The 25954-nt window shown below is 62.9% G+C and carries 18 protein-coding genes; 5 read left to right on the top strand and 13 right to left on the bottom strand.

Translation table 11 applies throughout. From position 1 onward, the window contains the following. Positions 1–51: 51 nt before the first annotated feature. The 4 genes from SJI03_RS06945 to pepF all read left to right on the top strand — a co-directional run bounded on the left by SJI03_RS06945 (position 52) and on the right by pepF (position 4325). Positions 52–840 (top strand): SDR family oxidoreductase, encoded by a 789-nt coding sequence (locus SJI03_RS06945; RefSeq protein ID WP_099377920.1) that lies wholly within the window; start codon positions 52–54, stop codon positions 838–840. A gap of 54 nt (positions 841–894) precedes the next feature. Further along, positions 895–1293, top strand: a complete 399-nt coding sequence (locus SJI03_RS06940; RefSeq protein WP_034783508.1) for a dihydroneopterin aldolase — start codon at positions 895–897, stop codon at positions 1291–1293. Between the two features lie 5 nt (positions 1294–1298). Then, positions 1299–2261, top strand: a complete 963-nt coding sequence (gene ttcA, locus SJI03_RS06935; protein WP_099377919.1) for a tRNA 2-thiocytidine(32) synthetase TtcA — start codon at positions 1299–1301, stop codon at positions 2259–2261. 180 nt (positions 2262–2441) lie between these two features. After that, positions 2442–4325 (top strand): oligoendopeptidase F, encoded by a 1884-nt coding sequence (pepF, locus tag SJI03_RS06930; RefSeq protein ID WP_322426661.1) that lies wholly within the window; start codon positions 2442–2444, stop codon positions 4323–4325. Between the two features lie 60 nt (positions 4326–4385). On the opposite strand, the gene kefC is transcribed toward pepF, so the two are convergent. The 9 genes from kefC to hppD form a co-directional block, all read right to left on the bottom strand. Further along, a complete protein-coding gene (gene kefC / locus SJI03_RS06925; protein ID WP_322426660.1) occupies positions 4386–6212 on the bottom strand; it encodes a glutathione-regulated potassium-efflux system protein KefC in 1827 nt (608 codons plus the stop codon). A gap of 63 nt (positions 6213–6275) precedes the next feature. Continuing rightward, positions 6276–6848 (bottom strand): tyrosine-protein phosphatase, encoded by a 573-nt coding sequence (locus SJI03_RS06920; RefSeq protein WP_322426659.1) that lies wholly within the window; start codon positions 6846–6848, stop codon positions 6276–6278. 10 nt (positions 6849–6858) lie between these two features. Then, on the bottom strand, positions 6859–8010 hold the full coding sequence (locus tag SJI03_RS06915; protein ID WP_322426658.1) for an MGDG synthase family glycosyltransferase: 1152 nt from the start codon (positions 8008–8010) through the stop codon (positions 6859–6861). A gap of 105 nt (positions 8011–8115) precedes the next feature. Further along, positions 8116–9261 carry an ankyrin repeat domain-containing protein gene (locus tag SJI03_RS06910; protein WP_322426657.1) on the bottom strand — a complete coding sequence of 382 codons (1146 nt, stop codon included), beginning with the start codon at positions 9259–9261 and terminating at the stop codon, positions 8116–8118. A gap of 119 nt (positions 9262–9380) precedes the next feature. Then, positions 9381–11180: a M14 family metallopeptidase gene (locus tag SJI03_RS06905; RefSeq protein WP_322426656.1), complete on the bottom strand. Its 1800-nt coding sequence runs from the start codon at positions 11178–11180 to the stop codon at positions 9381–9383. Positions 11181–11305: 125 nt separating this feature from the next. Beyond that, positions 11306–14026 (bottom strand): TonB-dependent receptor plug domain-containing protein, encoded by a 2721-nt coding sequence (locus tag SJI03_RS06900; RefSeq protein ID WP_322426655.1) that lies wholly within the window; start codon positions 14024–14026, stop codon positions 11306–11308. Between the two features lie 163 nt (positions 14027–14189). Beyond that, a complete protein-coding gene (locus SJI03_RS06895; RefSeq protein ID WP_322426654.1) occupies positions 14190–15686 on the bottom strand; it encodes a S41 family peptidase in 1497 nt (498 codons plus the stop codon). Positions 15687–15810: 124 nt separating this feature from the next. Further along, a complete protein-coding gene (locus tag SJI03_RS06890) occupies positions 15811–19407 on the bottom strand; it encodes an indolepyruvate ferredoxin oxidoreductase family protein (RefSeq protein WP_322426653.1) in 3597 nt (1198 codons plus the stop codon). A gap of 207 nt (positions 19408–19614) precedes the next feature. Then, positions 19615–20742 carry a 4-hydroxyphenylpyruvate dioxygenase gene (gene hppD, locus SJI03_RS06885; RefSeq protein WP_099377883.1) on the bottom strand — a complete coding sequence of 376 codons (1128 nt, stop codon included), beginning with the start codon at positions 20740–20742 and terminating at the stop codon, positions 19615–19617. A gap of 125 nt (positions 20743–20867) precedes the next feature. Between hppD and SJI03_RS06880 the strand changes: the two genes are divergently transcribed. Then, positions 20868–21392: an Lrp/AsnC family transcriptional regulator gene (locus SJI03_RS06880; RefSeq protein ID WP_034753092.1), complete on the top strand. Its 525-nt coding sequence runs from the start codon at positions 20868–20870 to the stop codon at positions 21390–21392. Here SJI03_RS06880 and SJI03_RS06875 read toward each other — a convergent pair. Genes SJI03_RS06875 through SJI03_RS06860 form a run of 4 tightly spaced genes read right to left on the bottom strand, consistent with a single transcriptional unit; the run spans position 21384 to position 25903 of the window. Continuing rightward, on the bottom strand, positions 21384–22097 hold the full coding sequence (locus SJI03_RS06875; protein WP_322426652.1) for a GNAT family N-acetyltransferase: 714 nt from the start codon (positions 22095–22097) through the stop codon (positions 21384–21386). The two genes, SJI03_RS06880 and SJI03_RS06875, sit on opposite strands and share 9 nt — an antisense overlap. Continuing rightward, on the bottom strand, positions 22094–23206 hold the full coding sequence (locus SJI03_RS06870; protein WP_322426651.1) for a multifunctional CCA tRNA nucleotidyl transferase/2'3'-cyclic phosphodiesterase/2'nucleotidase/phosphatase: 1113 nt from the start codon (positions 23204–23206) through the stop codon (positions 22094–22096). The genes SJI03_RS06875 and SJI03_RS06870 overlap by 4 nt, the downstream gene beginning before the upstream one ends. Positions 23207–23218: 12 nt before the next feature. After that, positions 23219–23935 carry a glutathione S-transferase family protein gene (locus SJI03_RS06865; protein WP_322426650.1) on the bottom strand — a complete coding sequence of 239 codons (717 nt, stop codon included), beginning with the start codon at positions 23933–23935 and terminating at the stop codon, positions 23219–23221. 12 nt (positions 23936–23947) lie between these two features. Beyond that, positions 23948–25903, bottom strand: coding sequence for a lytic transglycosylase domain-containing protein (locus SJI03_RS06860; RefSeq protein WP_322426649.1), 1956 nt, complete (start codon positions 25901–25903; stop codon positions 23948–23950). Between the last annotated feature and the right edge of the window lie 51 nt (positions 25904–25954).

Below are 25954 nucleotides of genomic sequence, written 5' to 3'. Positions count from 1 at the left end.
GCGCATGCCGCCAGTGTGGCGTCCACCGAATATCTCAACCATAGCAAAGACATGACAGAAGCAACGACAACGCCATTCGACAGCACTCCCCGCGTCGCCCTCGTCACGGGCGCCGCGCGCCGCATCGGTCGCGCCATCGCGCTGGGCCTGGCGCGCGATGGCTGGGATATCGCCGTGCACTACCGCGACTCGCGCGACGAGGCGCTCAGCCTGGTGGCGGACATCGCCGCGCTGGGCCGCCGCGCGCAAGCGTTCCCCTGCGACCTGGCGCAGGAAGAGGCAGTGCGCCAGCTGTTGCCGCAGGCGCAGGCGGCGCTGGGGCCGGTTACTTGCGTGGTCAACAACGCATCGTTGTTTGAATACGACAATGCGGGCGATTTTTCCTTCACCGCGCTCGACGCCCACATGCACGCCAACCTGGCCGCTCCCATCCTGCTGGCGCAAGCGCTGTACCAGGCCACCCCGGCAGGCGGGCAAGCCGTGGTCATCAACTTGCTGGACCAAAAACTGTACAATCTCAATCCTGATTTTTTGTCGTACACCCTGTCCAAGGCGGCGCTGCTGTCGGCGACCACCATGCTGGCCCAGGCGCTGGCGCCGAAAGTGCGCGTGGTGGGCATCGCACCCGGCATCACCATGGTCTCCGGCGAGCAGACGCAAGCGAACTTTGTCAAGGCGCATGAAAACACGCCGCTGGGACGCTCCAGCACGCCCGAGGATGTGGCTGACAGCGTCTGTTACGTGGCCGGCGCGCGCGCGCTGACGGGCACGACCCTGCTGGTCGATGGCGGCCAGCATTTGATCGGCTTGCCGCGCGATGTTATGTTTTTGACCAAATAATCAGCAGCCATACCAAACAACCAGCATTCCAGCATCCCCTAAAAGGTAAAACCTATGTCGTCCGCCCTGTCCCATCCTCGCCTGGCCGATTGCCGCCGCCTGTTCCTGCGCAATTACGAAGTTCTCATCAACATCGGCGTCTACGACTTCGAGAAAAAGGGCGAGCAGCGCGTCCTCATCAACGTCGACCTGTACATTCCCCTGGCCCTGTCGACGCCGAAGGATGACCAGCTGGAAGAAGTGGTCGACTACGACTTCATGCGCGAGACCATCGCCAGGCGCATGGCGCAGGGCCACGTGCAGCTGCAGGAAAGCCTGGTCGACGACGTGCTCGCCGCCATGCTGGCCCACCCGCGCGTGCGCGCGGCGCGTGTGTCGAGCATGAAACCGGACGTGTATCCCGACTGCGAAGGCGTGGGCGTGGAAGTATTCAAGATCAAGGATGAAGCATGAGCAACATGAACAACACCGCAGTACTGGAAACAACGACAACGGCTGTGGAATTCCCGGCCAATGTGGAAGCGCAGAAACTGGCGCGCAAGAAGGCGGAAAAGATCGCCCTGGAAAACAACAAGCTGCACAAGCGCTTGTGCCGCCTGGTGGGGCAAGCCATCGGCGATTTCAACATGATCGAAGACGGCGACAAGGTGATGGTGTGCCTGTCCGGCGGCAAGGATAGCTACGCGCTGCTGGACATTTTGATGACCTTGCGCGAACGCGCGCCGATTCACTTCGATATCGTCGCCGTCAACCTGGACCAGAAGCAGCCGAACTTCCCGCCGGAAATCCTGCCCGCCTACCTGACGGAACTGGGCGTGGCCTTCCACATCGAAAACCAGGATACCTACAGCATCGTCAAGCGTCTGATCCCGGAAGGCAAGACGACCTGCTCGCTGTGCTCGCGCCTGCGCCGCGGCATCCTGTACCGCGTGGCCGACGAGCTGGGCGCCAACAAGATCGCGCTGGGCCACCACCGCGATGACATCCTGGAAACGTTCTTCCTGAATATGTTCTTCGGCGGCAAACTGAAAGGCATGCCGGCCAAGCTGCAATCGGACGACGGCAAGCACATCGTCATCCGCCCGATGGCGTATGTGAAGGAAGAAGACACGCAGCGCTATGCGGAAGTCAAAGGCTTCCCCATCATTCCATGCGACCTGTGCGGTTCGCAGGAAAACCTGCAGCGCAAGCAGATCAAGGGCTTGATGCGCGAATGGGACAAGAAGTTCCCCGGCCGCGTGGAAAGCATCTTCTCGGCCCTGTCGAACGTAGCACCATCGCATTTGATGGACCCGAAACTGTTCGGTTTCAAGGACTTGAAGGCGGACGGCGTAGCCAGCCCCATGGGCGACATCGCGTTTGACGAAGAGCCGTGCTCGACACCGACCACGTTCGGCACCATTCCGCTGCAAGCGCTGTAAGCCGCTGTTGTAAGCCCGTGTTGTTTTCGCCGCCACCGCCCAGGTGGCGGCATCCCTCCTCTTTCCCCCTGCGTCCATTTGATGTACCGTAGTCAGCTCTGCCGGTACGCGATGTGTCACGCGCGCATTCCTGCCCGGCGGTCAGCACGCATTCTTCCGACAACCTCACTGGAATGAACCATGACGCCATCCGCGCTCAAGCGCCCCCTGCTGTTCTCCCTGCTGGCCCTCGGCCTCGCCACCGCCTCTGCCGCTCCCGCCGACCGCCAAGCCGACCGCCAAGCCGACCGCTGGGACCTGACGGCGCTGTATCAAAACGACGCCGCCTTCGACGCCGACGCGAAAAAGCTGTCGGCCCAGCTGCAGCAACTGGGCGCCTGCAAGGGGCAGTTGAAAGCCTCGCCCGCCCGCCTGAAAAGCTGCCTGGGTCTGGTCGCCGAGGCGCGCAAGCGCGTCAACACGCTCAGCACCTATGCGGCGCAGTATTACGACCAGGACACGGGCGACAGCAAGGGCAACCAGCTGAACCAGCGCGCCGCCCTGCTGGGCAACGACTTTTCCCAGGCGACGACCTTTTTGCAGCCGGAAATCCTCGCCCTGGGCAGCAAGCGCATCGACGCCATGCTGGCGCAAGACAAGGACTTGCAGCTGTACCGCTTTCAACTGAGCAACATGCTGCGCAGCGCACCGCATACGCTCGACGCAGCAGGCGAACAGTTGGTGGCCCAGTTCGGCCTGGCAACAAGCTCGGCCGCCAGCGTCTACCGCACCCTGGCCAATGCGGAAATCGCGTGGCCCACCGTCACACTGTCGGATGGCACGCAGGTGCGCCTCGACCAGGCGGCCTATACCAAATACCGCGACGACGACCTGCGCGCCGACCGCAAGCTGGTGTTCGACGCCTTCTTCGGCAAGTGGAAGGAATATGAACGCACGTTCGGCGAAACCCTGTACGGCCAGCTGAAGACGGATGCCGCCTACGCCAAGGTGCGCCGCTATGCCGACTCGCAAAGCGCCGCACTCGACGCCGACCATCTGCCGCCTGCCGTCTACCAGACCCTGATCGCGCAAACCAACGCCAACCTGCCCACCCTGCACCGCTACTTCAAGCTGCGCGCGCGCATGCTGGGCGTCAAGGACCTCGCGTATTACGACATCTATGCGCCGCTGCTGAAAAGCGACCGCACGTTCCCGCTGGCCGAAGGCAAGCAGATGATGCTGGCCTCCGTCGCGCCGCTGGGTCCCGACTATGTCAAGGCATTGAGCGCCGCCGTGGACGCGCGCTGGATGGATGTGTACCCGCGCCCGCGCAAGGTGGCGGGCGCCTACATGAATGGCGACGCGTATGACGTGCACCCGTTCGTGCTGCTTAACTACACGGACAATTACGAAGCCGTCAGCACCCTGACGCACGAATGGGGCCACGCCATGCACTCGGTGCTGGCCAACAAGGCGCAGCCATCGATCTATGCGCCATACAGCATCTTTGTCGCGGAAATCGCCTCGACGACGAACGAGGCGCTGCTGCTCGACGCGCGCCTGAAGCAGGCCAGGGATGACGACGAGCGCCTGCTGTACCTGGGCGCGGCGCTGGAAAACCTGCGCGGCACCTACTTCCGCCAGGCCATGTTCGCCGAATTCGAGGCCGCCATCCACGGCAAGGTGGACAAGGGAGAATCGCTGACGGGTGAAGAAATCACGGCCATCTATGCCGGCATCCTCAAGCGCTACCATGGCGAAGCGCAAGGCGTCATGACCATCGATCCCGCCTACGCGCTGGAATGGGCCTATGTGCCGCATTTTTATCACGGCTTCTACGTGTTCCAGTACGCCACCTCGATCGCGGCGGCACAGGATTTCGCGCAGCGCATCCTCGACAAGGAACCCGGCGCGCTGGCTGCCTACCTGAAGATGCTCAGTGCGGGCGGCTCGGCCTACCCGTATGAGCTGGTGAAGGCGGCCGGCGTCGACCTGGCTTCGCCAAAACCGTACCAGGCGCTGGTGGCGCGCATGAACGGCATCATGGATCAGATCGAGGCGATTGAGAGCAAACGGGGGAAATAAGACCCCAACGTCTGAACGGCTGGGGTCAGACCCCCTCTATTGTTAGCGCAAGCCTCTGCGTTAGCGGTGTTGAGGGTCTGACCCCGGTTCTTCCACCTTCTCTGCCGCAAACGCCGCCGCATCGCTCTCGAACATGTCTTCCAGTTCCTCGCGCGCCTGGCGCGTGAGGGACATGACTTTTTGCTGGTCCTGGAAGTGCGGCGCCACTTCCAGCAGGGTTTTCAGGTTATGCCGGCCAAAGATGCCGGCCGCGCGCTGCGCCCGCTCCGCGCTGAAGCCCACCTGCTGCAAGGTCTGCTCGCCCAGCAGCAGCGCCGCGGCAAACGTCTCGCGCTCGATCAGGGTCACGCCCCGCTTCATCAATTCATAGTAATGCGTGACGTTGCGCGCGCGCGCCAAAATCGTCAGTTCCGGCAGGCGCAGGCGCACGGCGTCGACCAGGGCCAGGCTGTCTTCCACGTTGTCGATGGCGATCACCAGCGCCCTGGCCTTTTCGATGCCGGCCGCCACCAGCAAGTCCACGCGCGTGGCGTCGCCATAAAATACTTTAAAACCGAACTTGCGCAGCAGGTCGATCTGGTCCGGATCGTGATCGAGCACCGTCACGCCGATTTTATTGGCTGCCAACAGACGGCCGATGATCTGGCCGAAGCGGCCAAAGCCGGCGATGACGATGGGATTGTCCTGCGCCTCGATATGGTCGTCGGGGCGGCGCTTCTTTTCGCCTTGCAGGCGCGGCGCGACGAATTTGTCGTGCGCCAGCAGCAGCAAGGGCGTGGCCACCATCGACAGGGTCACCACCACGACCAGCAGCGCGGCCGTCTCCGGCGCAAACACGTGCGCGGCCTCGGCGGCGGCAAACACGACGAAGGCGAATTCGCCGCCCTGCGACAGCAGCAGCGCAAAGAACAGCTGCTGGCCGCGGGGAATGTCGACAAACTTCGACAGCACATACAGCAAGGCGATTTTCACCGCCAGCAGGCCCGCCACCAGGGCCAGGATCAGCAAGGGCTGGGCGCGCAGCACGCCGAAATCGACGGACATGCCGACGGCGATGAAGAACAGGCCCAATAACAGGCCCTTGAACGGCTCCAGGTCGGAAATGAGCTCATGGCGGTATTCGGAATCGGCCAGCAGCACGCCCGCCATGAAGGTACCCAGCGCCATCGACAGGCCCACCGATTCCATCAGCACGCAGATGGCGATCACCAGCAGCAGGGCAAAGGCCGTGAAGATTTCACGCAAGTCCGTGCGGGCGATGAAGCGCAGGATGGGGTTCACGAGGAAGCGCCCGCCGATCACCAGCGCCGCCAGCACGGCCGCCAGCTTGGCCACGCGCAGCCAGCCCGGTTCGCCACTGTGCGTGACGAGGCCGCCCAGCAACGGCACCAGCGCGATCATGGGAATGGCGGCGATATCCTGGAACAGCAAGATGGAAAAGCCGGCGGAACCGGCCGGCGTGCTCATTAATTTACGTTCACCCAGGGTGGCCAGCACGATGGCCGTCGACGACAGCGACAGCCCCAGCGCGCCGACCAGCGCCGTGCGCCAGTCCACGCCAAAGGCCATGGCCACGGCGCACAGCCCCGCGCTGACGACGCCCACCTGCGCCCCGCCCCAGCCGAAAATCGGGCGGCGCAGCAGCCACAATCGCTTCGGTTCGAGTTCCAGGCCGATCAGGAACAGCAGCAGCACCACGCCGAATTCGGAAAAGCTGAGGATCACCTCGACGTTCTTGATCAGGCCCAGGCCCCACGGTCCGATGACGACGCCGGCCACCAGGTAACCCAGCACGGCGCCCATGCCCAGGCGCTTGGCCAGCGGCACCATGATGATGGCGGCGACCAGATAAAACAGTATGTTGATGAGAAAGCTGTGGTGTTCCATGCGGATTCCGGAAAAACGTGATTGGAATCGCAATCATGCCTGAAGTGGCGCGCCAGCGGGGTATCAGGGCTGCGGCGCATCAATACGTGCGCGTAGTTCGTCCACATTCACGCGCTTGAGGTAGCTTTCGATATTTTTCCACACGGCGTGGTAGCCATAGCCGCCATTTTTCAGCTCGTCTATCGCCTTCTCGCGCGGCCAGCCCTGGTACAGCATGCGGTACATGGCGGCCATCATGCCAGTGCGGTCGGCGCCGTGCAGGCAGTGCAGCAGCACGGATCCCTGCTGTCCGGCGGCGCGGATGGCGCGCATGGTGTCGATCACGTGCTTGTCGCGAATGGCCCAGGTATTGATGGGAATGCGCACGGCGCGGATGCCGCTGCCATCGAGCACCTGCGTATCGGAGTGGAAGGAGCGCAGGCTGATCACCGTCTTCACGCCCAGCGCCTGCAACTGGGCCACGTCGGCGCTGTCCAGCCTGGCGCTGCGGTACAAGACGGGCGTGACCTGGTGCAGGTTCGACACCTGCGGCAGCGGCGTGGCCCAGTCAGGGTGGCGTGGCGGCGATGGCTGTGCCCCGGCCGGCACGGCGGCCAGCCCCAGGGCGAGGGTCAAAAGTACGACATGCAACATCATGGCTTCCTTGTTATTGAAGAACGGCGTCAGCGCGCAGCACCTGCGCCAGCACGTCCAACGCGGCGCGCGGGCGGCCCAGGGCCAGCGCTTTCGCGCGCATCGATTGCAACTGTTCAGGATGATCGAGCAACAGGCGCACGCGGTATTCCAGGGTCACGGCATCGAATGCCTTCAGGGCCACGCCCTGCTCCAGCAGATAGTCGGCATTGCGCTCTTCCTGGCCGGGAATCGGCGAGTTGACGATCATGGGCAAGCCCAGCGCCAGGCATTCCGAGGTGGTCAACCCGCCCGGCTTGGTGATCACCAGGTCGGCACACGCCATCAGGCGCTCGACTTCGCTGGTAAAGCCTTGCGCCAGCAGGCGGCCCGGATACTGGCCAGCCAGTGCCTGCAGCGCCGCCAGCGCGGCGGCGTTCTTCCCCGCCAGTACGATCAGCTGGAAGTCGCCCGGCAGCGCCAGCAGGCGCGCGGCGACCGTTTCAAGGCTGCCCAGTCCCGCCCCGCCGCCCATCAGCAGTATCGTCGTGCGCTGCGGGTCGAGGCCAAATGCCTGCGCGCTCTGCACGCGTCCGGGTGCCTGCGCAAACGCGGGCATGATGGGGATGCCCGTCACGTGGATGCGTTCGGCGGGGATGCCTTCGTGGCGCATGCGAAACGCCACTTCGTCGGTGGCGGCGAAATAGCCCTGCATCTGCTCGTGCACCCACATGCGGTGCAGGTCGAAATCCGTGACCTGCACCCACACGGGGCAAGCCAGCTGCTGCTGGCGTAGTGCGCGCGACAGCAGTTCGGCCGGCAGGAAATGCGTGCAGATGATGGCGTCGGGCTGGAAAGCGGCGATCTGCGCCATCAGCGCACGCGTGTTGAGGCGCTCGACGGCGCGGCGCAGGCGCTGCATCGAGCTGTCGCGCGGCGCATCGTGGGTGGCGTGATACAGATAGCCCCACAGCGCGGGCGCCTTGTTGACCAGCTTGATATACACATCCGTATACAGCTTGCGAAAGGCGGGCGTGACGAAATCCATCACGTCGAGATGCAGAGCCTGCGCCGCAGGGCCGCCGCCACCGTGGTCATCGCGCGCCGCATACGCCTCGATGGCTTGCGCCGCGCGCATGTGGCCGGCGCCGGCCGAAACGCTCAGGAGCAGAATTTTCTGTGTCATGAAAAACCGATGCGTGAACAGGTTGCGCGCGGACGCGGAAGATGCATAGTCAGGATAACATCGCTGCAGGCTGGCCGGCTTGATCTGGTCCTGTGCGCGTGCACGCTAGCCAATGACGGGGATGGGCAGGGCCGACACTTTCCAGCTGCCTTTGAGCTTGCGTTCCATCAGGACCGGCAAGGCGCTGGCGTCGGGCGCGCCTTTTTTGGTGAATGCCACCGGCACCAGCAGATAGATGGTGACCTTATCATCGTCGGCGATGTCGTCTTCCTCCGGCGCCGGATTCCAGCGCTTGTCGATGGCCAGCAACGCATCGACGCCGTCCGGCCAGGCCAGGTCCGCCAGGTGTGGATCGTCGCGCCGCAGCAGCTCGCCCGCCGCCAGGCTGGCCAGGTCGAGCGTGCGCCGTCCCAGGCGCGCCAGCAGCGCCACGGGAAAGCGCCAGGGGCTGTGCTCCGCGAAGCCATGCACGGTCAGCGGCCAGCGGGCCGGCAGGCAGATGGCCAGTTCGGTCATCGGCGATTGCTGGAACAGGCCGGCCGTAAACAACAGCTTGAAATCGCGCTTGCCGCCGATGCAGCTGATGCCCAGCGAAAAGCGCGCGTCGCCGCTGTCCGGGCTGAACACGGCCGGCAGCACCCGGCCGGCACTGTTGTGCATGAAGGTGCGGATCGCTTCCTGCGGCGAGGCGGCCGCTTGCTGCGGCACGTCGAGTATGCTGACACCGCCGGCGGCAGCGAGCAATCGGGCGATGCCGGGGAAGCCCCAGCCGGTGGCGATATCGACCGGCGCTTGGTTCCAGCGCGTATGCAGGCGGTTCGGATTGGCGCCCCGCTGCAGCAGCAATGCGACCACGTCCTGGTGGCCGCCGACGCAGGCACTGTCCAGCGGCGACAGTATATTGTCCGGCAAGCCATCGACGGCGGCGCCCTGCTCGAGCAGCCAGCGGCAGGTATCGAGGTGGCCATGGCTGGCCGCCGCGTCCAGCGGCGTAAGGTTGCGGTAACCGGGCAGGGGCAGATCGACGTCCATGCCCAGCGATACGAGCAGGGCGCAGACCTCGCGGCTGCCGCCGGCCGCGGCCAGATGCAGCAGCGATTCGCCGTCATCCATGTTGTAGCGGCGCAAGGTCAGCAGCGGCGGCGTGGCCTCGAGCAGGCTGCGCACCTGTTCCACCTGATTCTCGCCGACGGCGTCGCAGAGGCGAAAAAACGCCTCGCGGTACTGGTTGTAGAGTGTCTTGTCGACCATGCATGTTCCCTGCTCGTGGTGGCGGCGCCAGCATCGAGCGGAGAATAGCATTTTCTTTCGATTAATCTGCGCGATTTGACAACTTCGGTGTGCACCGTGCGGCGACGCGCGTATTGGCGTTACAAATCCATGAAACTGACAGGCGCGACGTCGACGCGCATGACCGGATACAGATTCAGCCGCTCATCCCACGAGGCGTGGCGGCGGGCGAAAAACTCCAGGCGCGCGCGTGGATTCTTTGCAAACTCTGGCTCGTCGGCCAGCTTCTGCCGGAACTGCGCCGCCAGCGCCGGATCGGCCGCCAACTGCGCGCGCGCCACATCCTCGGCCACATAGTCCTCCATGTATTCCTTGCGCTCGAACGCCGTGTTGAAGCTGCCCCAGGCCAGCAGCGAGTCGGGCGCGCGCGGCTCGAGCAGCGCCACCACCAGGCGCGCCTTCGGCTGGTTGACGGGCACGTAGAGCGCGCCGGCATCGACGAGGCGCTCCTCTTTCTGCCACTCGCCCTGTACCGCCGCCGTCTGGCGTCCCTCGAACGACTGCGCGCCAAACTTGACGGCAGTGGCGCGGAAGACTTCCACATTCTGCCGGGCGAAGATGCTGCGCATTTCCTTGTAGGCGATGCCGTGCTGGCGCAACTTGGCGCCCACCATGGCCGCCTCCGCGCGCGGCACCAGGTAACCGGCCTTCGGTGCGGCCAGCTGCAGGTCAGGCACGATCTCGTCGCGCAGCGGCACATTCCAGATCTGCGGTGTCTTTTCGTCATAGCGCGTCATCAGGGCGCCCGACACCTCGGACGGCGTGCGCGTATACGCATAGCCGCGAAACGCGATCATGCGGCTTTTCTCCGTGGTCTTGTAGCTGAGGGGCAGCGCACTGCCGGCCAGCTGCGTCGCCCGCTGGTCCGCTTCCATGGCGGTTTGCCGCCACTGCGCGCCATGCTGCGCCATCTGCGAAAGAAGGGAAATGATGGTGTTGCGCGTGATGCGCACGCGGGTCGGGTAGTCCTTCCACGAGTGGGTTTCCACCAGCACGCCGAAACGGTTACGCAACAGGAAATAGCCGTGCGAAAAGCGCGGGTTCGGCGTCGAATCGACAAAACCCGACTGCGGATTGTCTTCTTCGGCAAATGACATGTAGAACGGCTTCGGATCGGAACCCTGCTTTGCCAGGTCGGCCAGCACGCCGTCGCGCAGCGCCGTTCCCGCCGCGCGCAAGGCCGCATCGCCCGCATGCACGGGTTCGACCTGGATCGAGATATCGGGTTCGAACTGCGCGCCATCGGTGACGTGCAGGTCGACATACGCCAGCGGATCCCAGGCGTTCACCAGCGCCAGCATGTGCTGCATTTCGGGCGTATCGGCCTTCATGTATTCGCGGTTCAGATTGTAGTTTTGCGCCGTGCTGCGCCAGCCCATTTCCACGGGGCCGCGCTGGTTCGGACGGTTCCACTGGCCGAAGCGCTCATGGCCATCGACATTGAAGACGGGGACGAACAGCAGCACCTGCTTGTCCAGCGCTCCGGGCGCCGCCCTGCCCTCCAATACTTCGCGCAAGGCCAGGAAACCTGCATCCTTGCCGTCGATTTCCCCCGCATGGATGCCACCCTGCACCAGCAGTACCGGTATCTTGCGCAGCCTGGCCGCGTCCGGCGTCAGCGCACCCGTGTTGGAAACGGCCAGCGCCAGCATGGGGCGGTTTTCCGGCGTGCGGCCAAATTCAAAGCAGCGCACCTGTTTCGGACGGTGCTCCTCGAAGCGCCGGCACAAGGCTTCCACTTCCTCGTAGCGGCCCGTATTCTTGAAGCCCGAGTACTCGGCCACCGTTTTCAGGGAAGACAGCCGCATATCGCGCGCGGCATGCGCATTGACGGCAAACAGGGAAAACAAGGCGGCGGACAGCAGGGCGTGGCGTAGCATGGGTCAAACTCCATCGAGAGAGGACAAGCGGGCAATTATAGAGTGGCGGTCAGGTAAAAACGCCGTGGCAAATAAAAAAGCCGGAACAGCGTCAGCTGCTCCGGCCTTGCTCTGGCAAGCGTGAATTACGAGCCAAAGTGGTAGTTGAATTCGACCCATCCCTGGCGGCCTTGCGGGCTGTAGTTGCCGATCGGGTAGTACGGCCAGCCGTTGCTGGTATCGCGCTTGATCTTGTCGAACACGTTGTTGACGATCAGCGACACGGTGGCGCGGTCGTTGATGCGGTACACGGTGCTGATGTTGGCCAGCGCCGTCGGCGTCAGGTAGCCCTTGCCGGCAGAGTTAGGCACCTTGCCGTAGCGGCTGACCAGCAAGGTATTCGACCAGTCGCCTGCGCCCCAGTTGACGCTCAGGTTCAGCTTGTCAGGCCAATCCCTGTTGGTCATCGATTTGGTTTCATCGGTCTCTGCGTCACCGGCGAATTGCTGCGATTTCTTGCTCAGCACCCGCGCGTAGTTGGCCTTGAAGGCGAAGCGGCCATAGTCTGTCGTGCGCAGCAAATACTTCAGGCTGACGTCGATGCCGCTGCTGCTTTGCTTGGCCGCGTTGATCGGATTGACGGTGATGGTCTTGATCTCACCCGCCTTGTTCAAGGCATTGGCCGCGTAGCGCTCGATGCGGCCCAGGGTGTCGATACAGGTCGGCGAGCCGATGTCGGCCTTGCCCAGGCGGCAATCGGATTCGTCGCGCAGCAGCTTGTCGGCGTCCAGGTTCGTCACCAGGTCGTCGATCTTGATGTTCCAATAGTCGACCGAGACGTCGAAATTGGCACTCGGCGACCAGACGGCGCCCACGCCGAAGGACTTGCCCTTTTCCGACTGCAGGTCGCGGCTGCCGTTCTGCACGTAATCGGCGCCCGGCGATTTATTCGCGTACTCGCAGCCGTCGATGGCCTGTCCGGCGGCGTCGCAACGGTAGTAGTCGGTGGTGCTCGCATAATAGCCTTTGCCGCGGGCCTGGTAGATGTAGTTCATGTCCGGCGCGCGGAAGCTGGTGGCGTAGTTGGCACGGAACAGCAGGTCCGGCGTCGGGCGCAGTTCCAGCCCGCCGTTGTAGGTGAACTTGCCTTCCTTGCGGCCTGCAAAGCTGTAGCGGTCATAACGGCCAGCCACGGTAGCGGTCAGCTTCTCATGCAGCGGCACATTCAATTCCGCGCCCAGCGCATAGCGCGAACGGGTGCCGGCCGTGGTGCCCGAACCGGTAGCGATATTGAAATAGCCCTGGTCGATGCGCGCGTCGGGTTCGTTGCTGAAGCCCTGCTTGCTCGCCTCGGCAATCGTGGCGACTTTCACCGTGCCGGCAGGCAGCTGGAACAGGTCGCCATTCGTGGCCAGGCTCAGGGTATTCGTCCAGGCCTTGTCACGGCTGTCGCTGTAGCCCGTAATGCTGTCGAATTCGGCAGCCGTCAGGCGGCGCGACAGGCGCGCCGCATCCGGCGCGTAAATGGCCACGCCCTTGGCATCCGTGCCCAGCTTGGGTCCCAGGAAGAAGCTGTCGATGTTCGACAACATGCGCGGCGTATGGCCTTCGCTCTTGTAGATGGAAGCGTTGTAGTTGGCTTCATACTGCCAGGCGGTGCCAGAAATACGGCCCTTGGCACCCAGCGAGATGGCCGTGGCCAGGTCCTCCCAGCTGCGGTTGTAGCGCTGCACGCCGCCGATTTCCTCGGGCGCCATGAAGCGGGTCCACTCTTCGTAGGCGCCGGTGTTCTGGTTCAGGAAAGAGCCGCCGTTCAGCGATGCCGAGGTCCACGACGGGCCGCGTGTATTGTTGACGGTCTTGTTCTTGCCAAGCAGGAAATCGGCAAACAGCGTGGTCTCCGCATCGAGCTCGTAATTGGCGCTGCCGAACACGTTCTGGCTGCTGTTCTTGGTCTGCGTGGTCCAGTAGGTCGGACGGGCTTTCGGGCTGGCGCAATAGCTGCCATTCTTCGCCTGGTACTTGACGACGCTGCCGCCGAACATGTCGCCGAACTGGTTGCAGGTGTCGCCCAGGTCGACATAACTGCCGGACGTGCCGGAGGCCTGGGTGCGGCGCGAAGCAACCGTGGTCGGCACGCCGGAGCGGCTGGTCATGAAGTCGCGGTCCATGCTCCACAGCGGATCGCGTTCACTCAGCTCCACGCTGAACAGGGTATGCAGCTTGTCAAAATTGCCGCCGCCCGTCAGTTGCACGCGCTGGTTGCCGGCGCCGCCGCGCGAGGTACCGCCAACCTTGACGTTGATATCGAAGCCTTCCGCCTGTTTTTTCAGGATCACGTTGACCACGCCGGCGATCGCGTCCGAGCCATAGATGGCCGAGGCGCCGCCGTTGAGGATCTCGATGCGGTCGACAATGCTAGCCGGGATGTTCGCCAGGTTGGTGAAGTTGACGGCGCCGTCATAGGCGATGGGGAAGTCGGCCAGGCGGCGGCCGTTCAGCAGGATCAGGGTATGGTTCGGACCGAGGCCGCGCAGACTGATGGTGTTGGCCGACGGCGTGAAGGTATTGCCGTAATCCTCGCCCTGCGTAAAGCCGCTGTTCTGCACCTGGCTGGTCAGCGCGTCAAAGACGTTCTTGTAGCCCTGCTTGGTGATTTCATCGCCGGTCAGGATGGTGACGGAAGACGGGCCTTCCAGGCTGGCGCGGGGAATGCGCGAACCGGTGACCACGACGGCTGGCGGGGTGGCCGCCGGCTGCTGATCCGCTGCGGGCGCTTGCGTTTGCGCGTGCGCCTGCCATGCGGTGCCGCCCAGGATGGCCAGTACGCCAAGGCTGAGCGGGGTTAACTTGAACTGTTTCGACATCGTTGCGCTTCTCAAGGTGGGAGAAAAGCGGGAAGATAGCAAAATGCCAGTCATTCCAGAACGAATGGATTCATCTTTCTATATATCAAAATTGTTATATAGAAAGATTCATGAGCAGGAAATCGTCACGTGCTGACCCTGGCGCATGGCAGGAACCTGCGCCTTAACGGCGCATGATGGCAATTTCCTTGTGCAATGGCCGTAACAGGCGCGTAGCCGTGTCGGTCGGACTCTCGATCGAACTCAACAGCCTGATGGCGCCCGTGGCCGGCGTGCAGCTGCCGCTGCTGCGGTAGCGCAGCGCCGCCGCCAGCATGCCTTCCGCCGGATCGCCCAGCTGGTGCTGGTAATCATCGGCCACGTCGCAGGTCGGCGCCATACCATCGGCAAAGTCGCCGAAGCCCTTGGCATTGACGCCCTGGAATTGCACTGCAAAATACGTGGTGCCGCAATTCGGCGCGGGAAAGAAACCGTAGGGCTTGCCGCACGTGGTGCCGCCGACCAGGTTGACCTGCACGTCCACGCCGCGCAAGCCGTTGATGATCGCTTCGCTGGCCGAACAGGTATTGCCGGTTGTCAGCAAGGTCACGCGCTTGAGACCCAGGGAGGGCAGTGGCATCCCCTTGGACAGGGGATTGGGCGCGGGAAAGCCCTGGCTTTGCGCATGGAATGGCACGGGCGCTTCCGGCCGGGTCTTGTCATTGAAGAGCACCTGCTCGAAGGTCTTGCCGGCAGTAACTTGCGGGCCGGCAATCATGTAGGCGAGTTCGCTGGCGACATCCAGATAACCGCCGCCGTTGTAGCGCACATCGAGCACCAGGTCGCTGATGCCGGCCGCCTGGAAGCGGGTCATGGTCTCGACCAGCTGGCGTTCAGCCACGTTGTTATGCGTATTGAAGGTCAGGTAGCCCACCTTGCCCGTGGGCGTGTCGATGATGCGCTCGTTCTGCACGGCGCTGGTGTTCACGTCCACCGCCGTCAGGCTCCTGGACAGGGGCGCGCCGTTGCGGCTGAATCCCAGCGTGTGCGTGCCTTGCGCCGTGGGGAACAGGCCCGCGTTGAGGATATTCACGCTGGCCGTGTCGGGGGCATGGACGAAATCGACGCCATCGACGGTTTGCAGCACGTCGCCACGCCGCAAGCCCGCCAGGTCGGCTGGCGAGCCTGGCTCGATGATCGAGATCACGGCCGTGCGCGGCGGCGTGGTGCGCGTCAGCGCCAGCAGCATGCCGTAACCGAGTTCCACGCCGTTGAGCGAGTCTTCCCACTCTGCCGTCGACAAGGTGAAATGGAACTGGTCCTTCGGTTTGCCGGATGCCGTCGTGGCCGTCGTTTTCAGCACATCGAAGTACGCCTTGGCCGTGGTGAAGCTTTGCGGCTGGTAGGTGGTCGGCACTTCGCGGTACCACAGATACGTTTCATCGATCCAGCTGCGCACCCACGTCTGCTCATCGAGCAAGCTGCCCGGCTTGTCGATACTGCTGCCGCTGCGCGGCGCCTCGCAGCGGTTCGCCACCGTCGAGGAAGCGACCAGCGCCGTCGGGCCCGTCGGCGTCACGGGCGGCACGACAGGCGCGCTGTCGCTGCCGCCGCCTCCGCCACAGGCACTCAACAACAATACGAGAGGAACGGCCAGGGACGAGAGGCGCAGGGCAGGCATGACGAACTTTCCGAAAAGAAATTATCGAAAAATTATAAGACTTTTTACAAACAGGCGTTGTTTTCTTTGATACAAAAAAAATGGCGCCCGCAGGCGCCATTGCTACAGCGTGAAGTTCACCGCATCACGCCACGGTGGCCGCCACGGGCGCCGCCACGACGGGCGGCAGCGGCGTCGGCGCGTTAAAGGCGATCAGCAAACTGGCTTCCTTCTCTTTCGCCGCCTTCAAATGACGCTCCTTCACGTGACCATAGCCGCGGATGTCTTCCGGGATGCTGGCGATCGCCACGGCTTGCGCCAGCTTGGCCGTCGTCAGTTTCGGCAGCAAGCCGCCCACCGTCGCGCGGTATTCGAGAATCAGCGCACGCTCCATCTTGCGCTCGGCCGTATGGCCGAACACGTCGAAAGCCGTGCCGCGCAAGCCCTTGAACTTGGCCAGTACGCCGAACGCCTTCATCATCCACGGGCCGAATTCCTTCTTCACCAGGTGGCCCTGGGCGTCCGTCTTGGCCATGATCGGCGGCGCCAGGTGGAACTTGAGCTTGATGTCGCCTTCGAACATGGCGGCGATCTTCGCCTGGAAGGCGCCGTCCGTGTACAGACGCGCCACTTCATACTCGTCCTTGTACGCCATCAGCTTGTAGAAGTAGCGGGCCACGGCTTCCGTCAGACGCAAGTGCGGGCCATTCAGGGCGCTTTCGGCGGCGCGCACCTGTTTGATGAAGTCCAGATACTGCTGCGCATACGCGCGGTCCTGGTAGGCCGTCAGCAGGGCCACGCGTTTTTCGATCAGGTCGTCGAGCGTTTCGATGCGCTTGAATTCCACCACTTTCGCCGGTGTGGTCATGCGCACCAGGCTGGCCGTATCGTGAGCGCCCGCGCGGCCCCAGTTGAAGGCGGCCTTGTTGAACGCCACCGAGACGTTGTTCAAGTCGATGGCCTTCATGATGGCCGCTTCGCTCAATGGCACCTTGCCCTTTTGCCAGGCATAGCCCAGCATGAACATATTCGTGGCGATCGAGTCGCCCATCAGCGCCGTGGCGATCTGGCCCGCGTCGATGAAGTCCACGTGGTCGCTGCCGCACGCCTTTTCGATTTCCATGCGCGCGGAAGCACCGGGGAATTGCCAGTCCGGGTTCTTCACGAAGGCGGCCGTCGACGAGCTGGTCGAGTTGATCATGGCCCAGCTGCGCCCTTCGCCCATGCGCGACAGCGCGTCACGGCTGGCCGTGACGATCAGGTCGCAACCGATCACCAGGTCGGCCGCGCCCGTGCCGACGCGCGTCGAGTGGATGTCTTCCTGGCGGTCCGCCAGACGCACGTGCGACATCACGGGGCCGCCTTTTTGCGCCAGGCCGCTCATGTCGAGCACGGAACAGCCCTTGCCTTCCACGTGGGCCGCCATGGCCAGGATCTGGCCGACGGTCACCACACCCGTGCCGCCGATGCCGGTGACCAGGATGCCGAACGGCTCGGCCGTCGAGGGAATGTTTGGCGTCGGCAAGGCCGGCACGGCTGGCGCGTCCTTGTCGGCGGCAGCTGCCTTCTTCGGCTTTTTCAGGCCGCCGCCTTCCACCGTCACGAAGCTGGGGCAGAAACCCGTCGTGCACGAAAAATCCTTGTTGCAGGACGACTGGTTGATCTGGCGCTTGCGCCCCAGTTCCGTTTCCAGCGGTTCCACCGACAGGCAGTTAGATTGCACGGAGCAGTCGCCGCAGCCTTCGCAGACGGCTTCATTGATGACGGCGCGCTTGGCCGGATCCGGGTATTCATTGCGTTTCCGGCGGCGGCGTTTTTCCGAGGCGCAGGTCTGGTCGTAGATCATGGCCGACACGCCCGGCATGTCGCGCAGTTCGCGCTGCACATCCATCAGTTCCGAACGGTGGCGCACGGTGACGCCTTCCGCCCAGGCGTAATCGTCCGGGTATTTTTCCGGTTCATCCGTGACGACGATGATGGGGCCCACGCCTTCGGCGGCGATCTGGCGCGAAATGATGGCCGGAGACAAAGGACCGTCGAATTCCTGGCCGCCCGTCATGGCTACCGCATCATTGAACAGGATTTTATAGGTGATGTTCACCTTGGCCGAGACGGCGGCGCGGATGGCCAGGATGCCCGAGTGGAAATACGTGCCGTCACCGAGGTTGGTAAACACGTGCTTTTCATTCGTGAACGGCGCCTGCCCCACCCACGTGACGCCTTCGGCGCCCATGTGGGTAAATGTCGACGTTTCGCGGTCCATCCAAAGCACCATGTAGTGGCAGCCGATGCCAGCCAGCGCGCGCGAGCCTTCCGGCACTTTCGTGGAACTGTTGTGCGGGCAGCCGGAGCAGAAGAACGGCGTGCGGTCCTTTTGCGGATCGGGTTTCACGCTGATCGCTTTGAGCACATTCTCTTTGGCTTCCAGGTAGGCGATGCGCTCCTTCACGCGCTGCTCGACCGGGTGGCCCGCGTAGTAGCGCGAGATACGGCTGGCAATCGCGCGGGCGATCATGGCCGGGTTCAGCTCATACGTGGCCGGCAGCAGCCAGTCGCCGTGGCCCGTGCCCTTCTGGTTGCTCCATTCGCCCGTGTCGTCGAACTTGCCGACCACGCGCGGACGCTCGCCATCCTTCAGGTTGTACAGTTCTTCCTTCAGCGCATATTCGAGGATTTGCCGCTTTTCTTCCACCACGAGGATTTCATCGAGGCCCTTGGCGAATTCATGCACGCCGTCCGCTTCCAGCGGCCAGGTCATGCCGATCTTGTACAGACGGATGCCGATGTCGGACGCCGTCTGCTCGTCGATGCCGAGGTCGGCCAGCGCCTGGCGCGTGTCGAGATACGATTTGCCGGCCGTGATGATGCCGATGCGCGCCTTCGGGCTGTCCCAGATGATTTTATTGAGCTTGTTGGCACGCGCATACGCCAGCGCCGCATACCATTTGTAGCTGTTCATGCGGACTTCTTGTTCCAGCACCGTGTCGGGCCAGCGGATGTTCAAGCCACCGGCCGGCATCTCGAAGTCCGTCGGCAGGGTGATCTGCACGCGATCCGGGTCGAAATCGACGGCGGCGCCCGACTCGATGATGTCGGTCACGCATTTCATCGAGACCCATAGTCCCGTGTAGCGGCTCATGGCCCACGCGTGCAAGCCATAGTCGATGTATTCCTGCACCGACGACGGGTACAGCACGGGGATGCCGCAGGCATTCAGGATATGGTCGGACTGGTGTGCCGTCGAGGAAGACTTGGCCGCATGGTCGTCGCCGGCCAGCACCAGCGCGCCGCCATGCTTGGCGGAACCGGCGTTATTGGCGTGCTTGAACACGTCGCCGCAGCGGTCGACGCCGGGGCCCTTGCCATACCACATGCCGAACACGCCATCGTATTTCGCGTCTTCGAACAAGTTCGTTTGCTGCGTGCCCCAGACGGCCGTGGCGGCCAGGTCTTCGTTCAGGCCAGGGTGGAATTTGACGTGATGTTCATCGAGGTATTTCTTGGCCTTGATCGCCGTCATGTCGACGGACGTCACAGGCGAACCGCGGTAACCGGTAATGTAGCCGGCCGTATTCAGGCCAGCCTTCAGGTCGCGCTCGCGCTGCAGCATGGGCAGGCGGATCAGCGCTTGCGTGCCCGTCATGAAGGCGCGGCCACGCTCCAGCGTGTATTTATCGTTTAGCGAAATTTCAGACGCGTGCGCGCCCGGCTCAAGACTCGAGCCCTTGATTGGTGCATTCATTACTTGTCTCCATTATTCTCTGTGCTACGCGTGCAAAGTCGGTTGAACTCACACGTACCGGCTGTGCCTTGTGGACAATGCCGGTGCGGAAAAATGACTTGTTTGTCGTAGACTACCACAGGAATGCGCGCAGTTCTTTGCTGCGCTGCACTCCTGTGTTCTTACCTTTTTGCTGCTGTTTTTACTACCGTTTATTACAAAGCAACATTACGCCGCGTTCGTATCTTTCAGCACGCCGCGCTTGATCTGGTCCAGCTCGATCGACTCGAACAGGGCGCGGAAGTTGCCTTCGCCGAAGCCCTGGTCGCCCTTGCGCTGGATGATCTCGAAGAAGATCGGGCCGATCACCGTCTGCGTGAATATCTGCAGCAACAGTTCGCGTTCGGTTTCCGTGCTGTGGCCATCGATCAGGATGCGCAGGCGGCGCAGTTCTTCCAGCTGCTCGCCGTGGTTCGGCAGGCGGCGGTTGACCAGCTCATAGTACGTTTCAATCGTGTCCTGGAAATCGATACCCGTATCGCGCATGCCTTGCACGGACGCGTAGATATTGTCCGTACCCAGCGCGATGTGCTGGATACCTTCGCCATGGTACTGGTCCAGGTATTCGGCGATCTGCGACTTGTCGTCCGACGATTCATTGATCGGAATGCGGATCTTGCCGCATGGCGAAGTCATCGCCTTCGATTTGAGGCCCGTCAGCTTGCCTTCGATGTCGAAATAGCGCACTTCGCGGAAGTTGAACAGGCTTTCATAGAACGTCGCCCATTCCTTCATGCGGCCACGGTGCACATTGTGCGTCAGGTGGTCGATATACGTCAGGCCATGGCCGACGGGGTTGGCAACGGCGCCGGGAATGGCGACGAAGTCGACGTCATAGATGCTGATGTCGCCGATGCCGCCCGGTGCGGCCGCGTCCGGCTTGTCGGCGCCCTTGCCGCGCCAGCGGTCGACGAAGTACAGCAGCGAATCGCCCACGCCCTTGATGGCGGGGATATTCAGCTCCATCGGACCGGTTTTATTGTCGAAACCCCAGGCGCCCAGTTCCAGCGCGCGGCGGTAGACGAAAGCCGCGTCGTCGACACGGATGGCGATGGCGCACACGGACGGGCCGTGATGGCGGGCAAAACGCTGCGCGAACGAATCTTGTTCGGCATTGATGATGAAATTGATGTCGCCCTGACGGTACAGGGTCACATCCTTGTGGCGGTGGCGCGCGATGGCCGTGAAGCCCATGTTCTCGAACAGCTTGCCCAATGCTTTTGGGTCTGGTGCTGCATACTCGACGAACTCGAAACCATCGGTACCCATCGGGTTATCCCAAGGCTGAAATTGCATGATGTCTCCTCCAAGAAGTAGCGCACAGTATAGGCGCGGTCTGTGGGCATTAAATGCCAAAGATCTCCCGAACAATCATGATTTGCGCAATAATATTGCGTGAAACAAGAACCACCGGAGGAAGCATGAGCAAAATTACGCTGGATAAAACGGATCGCAAGATCCTCGCCGTCCTGCAGGCCGATGGCCGCCTGTCGAACCAGGACGTGGCCGAGCAGGTCAGCCTGTCGCCGTCGCCATGCTTGCGCCGCGTCAAACGGCTGGAAGAAGCGGGCGTGATCCGCCAGTACGTGGCCCTGCTAGACCCGGAAAAGATCGGCCTGGGCCTGCTCGCCTATGTGAACGTGCGGCTGGAAAAGCACAGCGATGCCACCGCCCACAGCACGGCGAGGGTGCTGGCACCGAACCTGGTGACGAACACCTCGCCGCGCGCCGACTTCGCCGTGGCAGTGGCGCAATGGCCGGAAGTGGTGGCCTGCTATGCGATGACGGGGGAGATGGATTACCTGCTGCGCGTGCACGTGGAAGACATGGAGCACTTTTCGCGCTTCATGATGGCGACCCTGCTGCGCCACCCGGCCGTGCTGGATGTGAAATCAAGCTTTGCCTTGCAGCGCATCAAGGATACGACGGCCCTGCCCTTACTGTGACGGCGGTGCCGGCGGTCCGGGCTTCTTCTTGCGCCCCGGCAAGCGATCCCACAGTTTGAACGCGGCGCGCGCATTCGCCTTGAACGTGTAGTCGAACATGGCGAACTGCTCCTGCACGGCTTCCTGCAGCATGCTGCTCGGGTTCGGCGGCAACAGTTTCAGATAGGCATCGGCTTCGCCATAGTCGCGCTGGATTTCCATGCCAGCCTTCTTGGCAATATGCATCATCGTCTTGTTCGACGACAGACAGTGCATGTACAGGGTATCGACATCGTTGTTGCGGCAGTGAATCGCCGCCCGCTCGAACAGTTTTGACCCGACCCCCATGCCACGCATGGATTTTGACACGGACACGCCAAACTCGGCCACCTGCTCCTTGTCCGTCACGATACTTTTCGCCGGCGACGTGTCCTTCGGCGCGAAGGCCAGATGTCCCACGCCCACCAGCTTGAACAGGCTGTTGTAGACGCCATAAATCATGTCGCGCGAGAAATCCATCTTTTGCACGTACTGGGCCACCAATTCATCGGGCAAGGCGCTGCCGAAGCGCAGCAGGCGGTCGCTTTTCTCAAGAGAAAGAAAATGCTTCATCATGCGGCGCCGGTCGCGCTCATGCAACTGTTTGACGAGCACGCTCGGACGCCCGCCGCCGCTACGGCTCAGCCATCGGCGAAACGGGTTCTGGAACAATTTGGGCAGGGTCATGGGAGTTCCGTACGGCTGATCACGTTCGTGACGGCCTCCACGCGCGCCGCATGGACGACGGCCGGAATGCGTCTCGGTTCCTGTGCGCAAGCTTGTGCCAGTGCTCCCGCATCGACACCGCGCACGGCCGCCAGCATGGCTTGCAGCCACGCGGACTGTGGAAATACAGGATCCTGTGCATGCACATCGCAGGCGATGGCGTCCAGCATCTGCACGAAACGCTGCGGCTTGCGCAGTCCATCGCAGCGTTCGCACAGACTGACGATCGCTTCGGCGCTCAGCGCCAGCGCGCCGTTGATATTGTCCCGCTCGCGCGCCGCCATGACGGCCAGTTCGCGGCACTCGTTGGGCACGCGCAGGCGCTCGCTCAGTTGTTCGATGGCATCCTTGCTCATATGCAGCATCAAGACGGCAAAGCGCACGGACAAGTCATGACCTTGCGCGGCGGCATGGTCGACCACTTGCAGCAACCGTTCGCTGATGCTGATTTCGCCCATGATGCGCGCCAGCGCGCCGCACTCGTGCAGCACCGTCAGCATGCGCGACGGCCGCGCTTCCATCAATCCTTTTGCCACTTCCTGCCACACGCGCTCGGCCACCAGAGCGTCGACTTCGCCGTCCTGCACCATCCGGCGCATCAATTCCATGGTGGCCGGTGCGACAGTGAAAGTATGAAAACGGGCGGCAAAGCGGGCCAGGCGCAAGATGCGCACGGGGTCTTCACCAAACGCATCGGAAACGTGGCGGAAGATTTTGTTCTCGATATCCTGAATACCGCCGAACGGGTCGGTCAGGCTACCGTCCTCGGCTTGCGCGATGGCGTTGATGGTGAGATCGCGCCGCACCAGGTCGTCTTCCAGGGTGACGTCGGGCGCCGTGTGGAAGACGAAGCCCCGGTAGCCGGGCGCCGTCTTGCGTTCCGTGCGGGCCAGCGCGTATTCTTCCTGCGTCTTCGGGTGCAGGAAGACGGGAAAATCCTTGCCGACGGGCCGGAAGCCCCGGCGCAGCATGTCTTCCGGCGTGGCGCCGACGACCACGTGGTCGTGGTCTTTCACGGGCAAGCCCAGCAGTTGGTCGCGCACCGCGCCACCGACCGTGTATATCTTCATAACACTCTTTTCTTAATCAGGCAGTTCCGCATCGTGCTTGGCAGCAACGTCCGTCTCCGCCAGCGCTTCCATGATCCAGCGGGCCACGGCCGGGTGCGCCTGCACGCGCTCGCAATACGCGTTCAGGGCCGGCGCCAGGCTCACGCCATACGTGCGGAAACGCATGACGACGGGGGCGAAATACGCATCGGCAATGGAAAAGTCGCCAAACAGGAACTGGTGGTGGCCAAAGCGCGATAAACACTCTTCCCAGATTTCACTGATGCGGCCGATGTCCGCCTGCGCGGCGGCCGTGCGGCCACGTCCCGGCAACTTCGCCTTGATATTCATCGACATATCCGTGCGCAAGCCCGTGAAACCCGAGTGCATTTCCGCGCAGACACAGCGCGCCATGGCGCGCGCGGCCACGTCTTGCGGCCACATGTGTTTATCGGGAAACTGCTCAGCCAGGTATTCGCAGATGGCCAGGCTGTCCCAGATCGTGATCTCGCCCGCCAACAGCACGGGGACCCGGCCGCAAGCCGAATATTCGGCAATTTTGGTGGCCGTGTCGCTCTGGTCGAGCAGCACGCGCACTTCCTGGAACGGGATGCCGAACGCTGTCATGGCCACCCAAGGGCGCATCGACCAGGACGAGTAATTCTTGTTGCCGATGATGAGGGTCAGGCCCGGCTCGCGCGCGGCGGCCAGGGTTTGCGTCAGGCTGGGATCAAGGATGGTCGTTTGCATGGTCGGCGAGCTTTAGTTGGATGATGGCAAATCGGCAGAAACAGCGCTGTTTTTCGGGCCCACGGTACCCAGGCGGGCTTTCAGCGATTGCGGGCTCTTCTCGAACAGGGCCGCATAATAGGTGGCGTTGGCCATCACGTTTTTCACGTAGCCGCGCGTTTCCGTGTACGGAATGATCTCGGCAAAGACGGCGCCTTCCAGCGGACGCGTCATGGTGGCGCGCCAGATGCGCAAGCGCCCCGGCCCCGCGTTGTAGGCGGCGCTGGCCAGCACTTGCGAACCGTCGAGACCGCCAAGCACCATGTTCAGGTAATTCGTGCCCAGCAACACGTTGGTGCGCACGTCGCTCAAGGTTTCTGTAACGAAATCGGTGAGGCCGATCTTCTTGGCGACGTAACGGGCCGTCGACGGCATCACCTGCATCAGGCCGGACGCGCCCACGTGCGACTGCGCATCCATGATGAAGCGCGATTCCTGGCGGATCAAGCCATACACCCACGCCTTGTCCAGGCCCAGGGTTTGCGTGGCCGGGTGCATGACGTCGTCGTGCGGCGTCGGGTAGCGCTGCGTGTAGTCCACTTCCAGGCGCGTGCGGTCCGAGGTGTTGACCATGCGGTCGAGCACATTGTTCTGGCGCGCAAATTCCGCAGCCGCCAGATGTTGCCTGTCCGTCATCGAACGCAATTCCCAGTTCCACTCGCGCGTGCCTTCGAAGCGCAAGCGCATGTTGAAGAATTTCAAGGCGCGCTGCAAGCCCGGATTGGCGGCCATGGCGGCGATTTCCGCCGGCGTGATCGGCTGGCCCGGCGGCGGCAAGACCAGGTGGTTGCCCAGCTCTTCATTGGCCAGCAAGCCGTAAAAATTCGACTGGTCAGAAATCGTGCGATACAGGGTGTCCGCCTGCGCGTTCGGGCGGCCCGGCGTTTCCGCCTGCTGCGCGCGCGCCAGCCAGTAGACCCAGGTCGGGTCGGCGCGCAGGGAGGCCGGCATGGCCTGGATGGCAGCCTTTACCAGCGGCCAGTTGCCTTCGCGCAAGGCGATACGCGCCTTCCACTGCATCTGCTCCTGGGTCAACGGTGCGCCATTGGTTTTTTGCCAATATTCAAATGCTTCCGGGGCAAGCGAGTACGACGCTTGCAGGGCCAGGCTGGCCCAGCCGATGGCCTGTTCCTGCGCCGTCAATTGCGCACTGGCCTTTTGCAAGGCCACCACGCCCAGCTTCAAGGTGCTTTTCGCCATGCGGCCGACGGCCACCAAATACATCTCGTGGTCGGCGCGGCTGGCGCCCGCCCCCTTGGCCAGCACCAGCGCGGGCAAATCGATGGCTTGCGCCATCTTCGCGTCGGACGCGCCCAGCAGCAGCGCGATGCGGCGCGCCGGGCCCGTGGCATTCGTCTGGCCCGCCAGGCGGATCTGCGCCCACAGGTCGTTCGTGTCGAACTGGCCATTTTGCGCCAATGCCGCGATCAGGCTGCCGCACGCTTCGCCATAACCAGGCGGCGAGACGAGCAGGTTGCGCGCCTCGGACGCCACGTTCTGGCCCTTGGCCGCGCGCGACATCAGCGCGTAGCACTTGAGCTGGGTGTCGTCATCGAGGGCGAATTGCGGGTATTGCTCATCGAACACGACCCAGTCGCGCTTGCGACCCAGTTCCAGCAGCCAGTCGTTGCGGAAACGGTCGGCGATGGCACTGCCCTTGTAGCGGTTCAGGTAATCGCGAAATTGCGCCTCGGTCAGCAGTTTGATGCGCGGTTTCAGCCGATAATAGTCAACATACGATGGAATCTGGTAATTCGTCAGGCGCCCCGCATAAAAGTCGGCTTTTTCGACGTCATCCTTGCGCGCGGCGTCGCGCAGCAGCAGGAAGGCATCGTCCTCGCTGCGCGTGTCGGGCGCGGCAGGCGTTGCGGTGGTCGATACCTGGGCCAGGGCGGCCAGGGGAGACAAGGCCGATGCAACACACAGCATCGTGCCGGCAATCCATTTCAGTGGGGAAATCAATGTACGACTCTCAATCTT

This window comes from Janthinobacterium sp. GMG1 (genome assembly GCF_034427795.1).
GTDB lineage: Bacteria > Pseudomonadota > Gammaproteobacteria > Burkholderiales > Burkholderiaceae_D > Janthinobacterium.
This window is presented reverse-complemented; position numbering and strand designations above follow the sequence as displayed.

What these genes read in the sequence shown, in the direction of transcription:
- SJI03_RS06945 (WP_099377920.1), top strand. Translation starts at nt 52, where the DNA reads ATGACAGAAGCAACGACAACGCCATTCGACAGCACTCCCCGCGTCGCC.
- SJI03_RS06940 (WP_034783508.1), top strand. Translation starts at nt 895, where the DNA reads ATGTCGTCCGCCCTGTCCCATCCTCGCCTGGCCGATTGCCGCCGCCTG.
- ttcA (WP_099377919.1), top strand. Translation starts at nt 1,299, where the DNA reads ATGAACAACACCGCAGTACTGGAAACAACGACAACGGCTGTGGAATTC.
- pepF (WP_322426661.1), top strand. Translation starts at nt 2,442, where the DNA reads ATGACGCCATCCGCGCTCAAGCGCCCCCTGCTGTTCTCCCTGCTGGCC.
- kefC (WP_322426660.1), bottom strand. Translation starts at nt 6,212, where the DNA reads ATGGAACACCACAGCTTTCTCATCAACATACTGTTTTATCTGGTCGCC.
- SJI03_RS06920 (WP_322426659.1), bottom strand. Translation starts at nt 6,848, where the DNA reads ATGATGTTGCATGTCGTACTTTTGACCCTCGCCCTGGGGCTGGCCGCC.
- SJI03_RS06915 (WP_322426658.1), bottom strand. Translation starts at nt 8,010, where the DNA reads ATGACACAGAAAATTCTGCTCCTGAGCGTTTCGGCCGGCGCCGGCCAC.
- SJI03_RS06910 (WP_322426657.1), bottom strand. Translation starts at nt 9,261, where the DNA reads ATGGTCGACAAGACACTCTACAACCAGTACCGCGAGGCGTTTTTTCGC.
- SJI03_RS06905 (WP_322426656.1), bottom strand. Translation starts at nt 11,180, where the DNA reads ATGCTACGCCACGCCCTGCTGTCCGCCGCCTTGTTTTCCCTGTTTGCC.
- SJI03_RS06900 (WP_322426655.1), bottom strand. Translation starts at nt 14,026, where the DNA reads ATGTCGAAACAGTTCAAGTTAACCCCGCTCAGCCTTGGCGTACTGGCC.
- SJI03_RS06895 (WP_322426654.1), bottom strand. Translation starts at nt 15,686, where the DNA reads ATGCCTGCCCTGCGCCTCTCGTCCCTGGCCGTTCCTCTCGTATTGTTG.
- SJI03_RS06890 (WP_322426653.1), bottom strand. Translation starts at nt 19,407, where the DNA reads ATGAATGCACCAATCAAGGGCTCGAGTCTTGAGCCGGGCGCGCACGCG.
- hppD (WP_099377883.1), bottom strand. Translation starts at nt 20,742, where the DNA reads ATGCAATTTCAGCCTTGGGATAACCCGATGGGTACCGATGGTTTCGAG.
- SJI03_RS06880 (WP_034753092.1), top strand. Translation starts at nt 20,868, where the DNA reads ATGAGCAAAATTACGCTGGATAAAACGGATCGCAAGATCCTCGCCGTC.
- SJI03_RS06875 (WP_322426652.1), bottom strand. Translation starts at nt 22,097, where the DNA reads ATGACCCTGCCCAAATTGTTCCAGAACCCGTTTCGCCGATGGCTGAGC.
- SJI03_RS06870 (WP_322426651.1), bottom strand. Translation starts at nt 23,206, where the DNA reads ATGAAGATATACACGGTCGGTGGCGCGGTGCGCGACCAACTGCTGGGC.
- SJI03_RS06865 (WP_322426650.1), bottom strand. Translation starts at nt 23,935, where the DNA reads ATGCAAACGACCATCCTTGATCCCAGCCTGACGCAAACCCTGGCCGCC.
- SJI03_RS06860 (WP_322426649.1), bottom strand. Translation starts at nt 25,903, where the DNA reads ATGCTGTGTGTTGCATCGGCCTTGTCTCCCCTGGCCGCCCTGGCCCAG.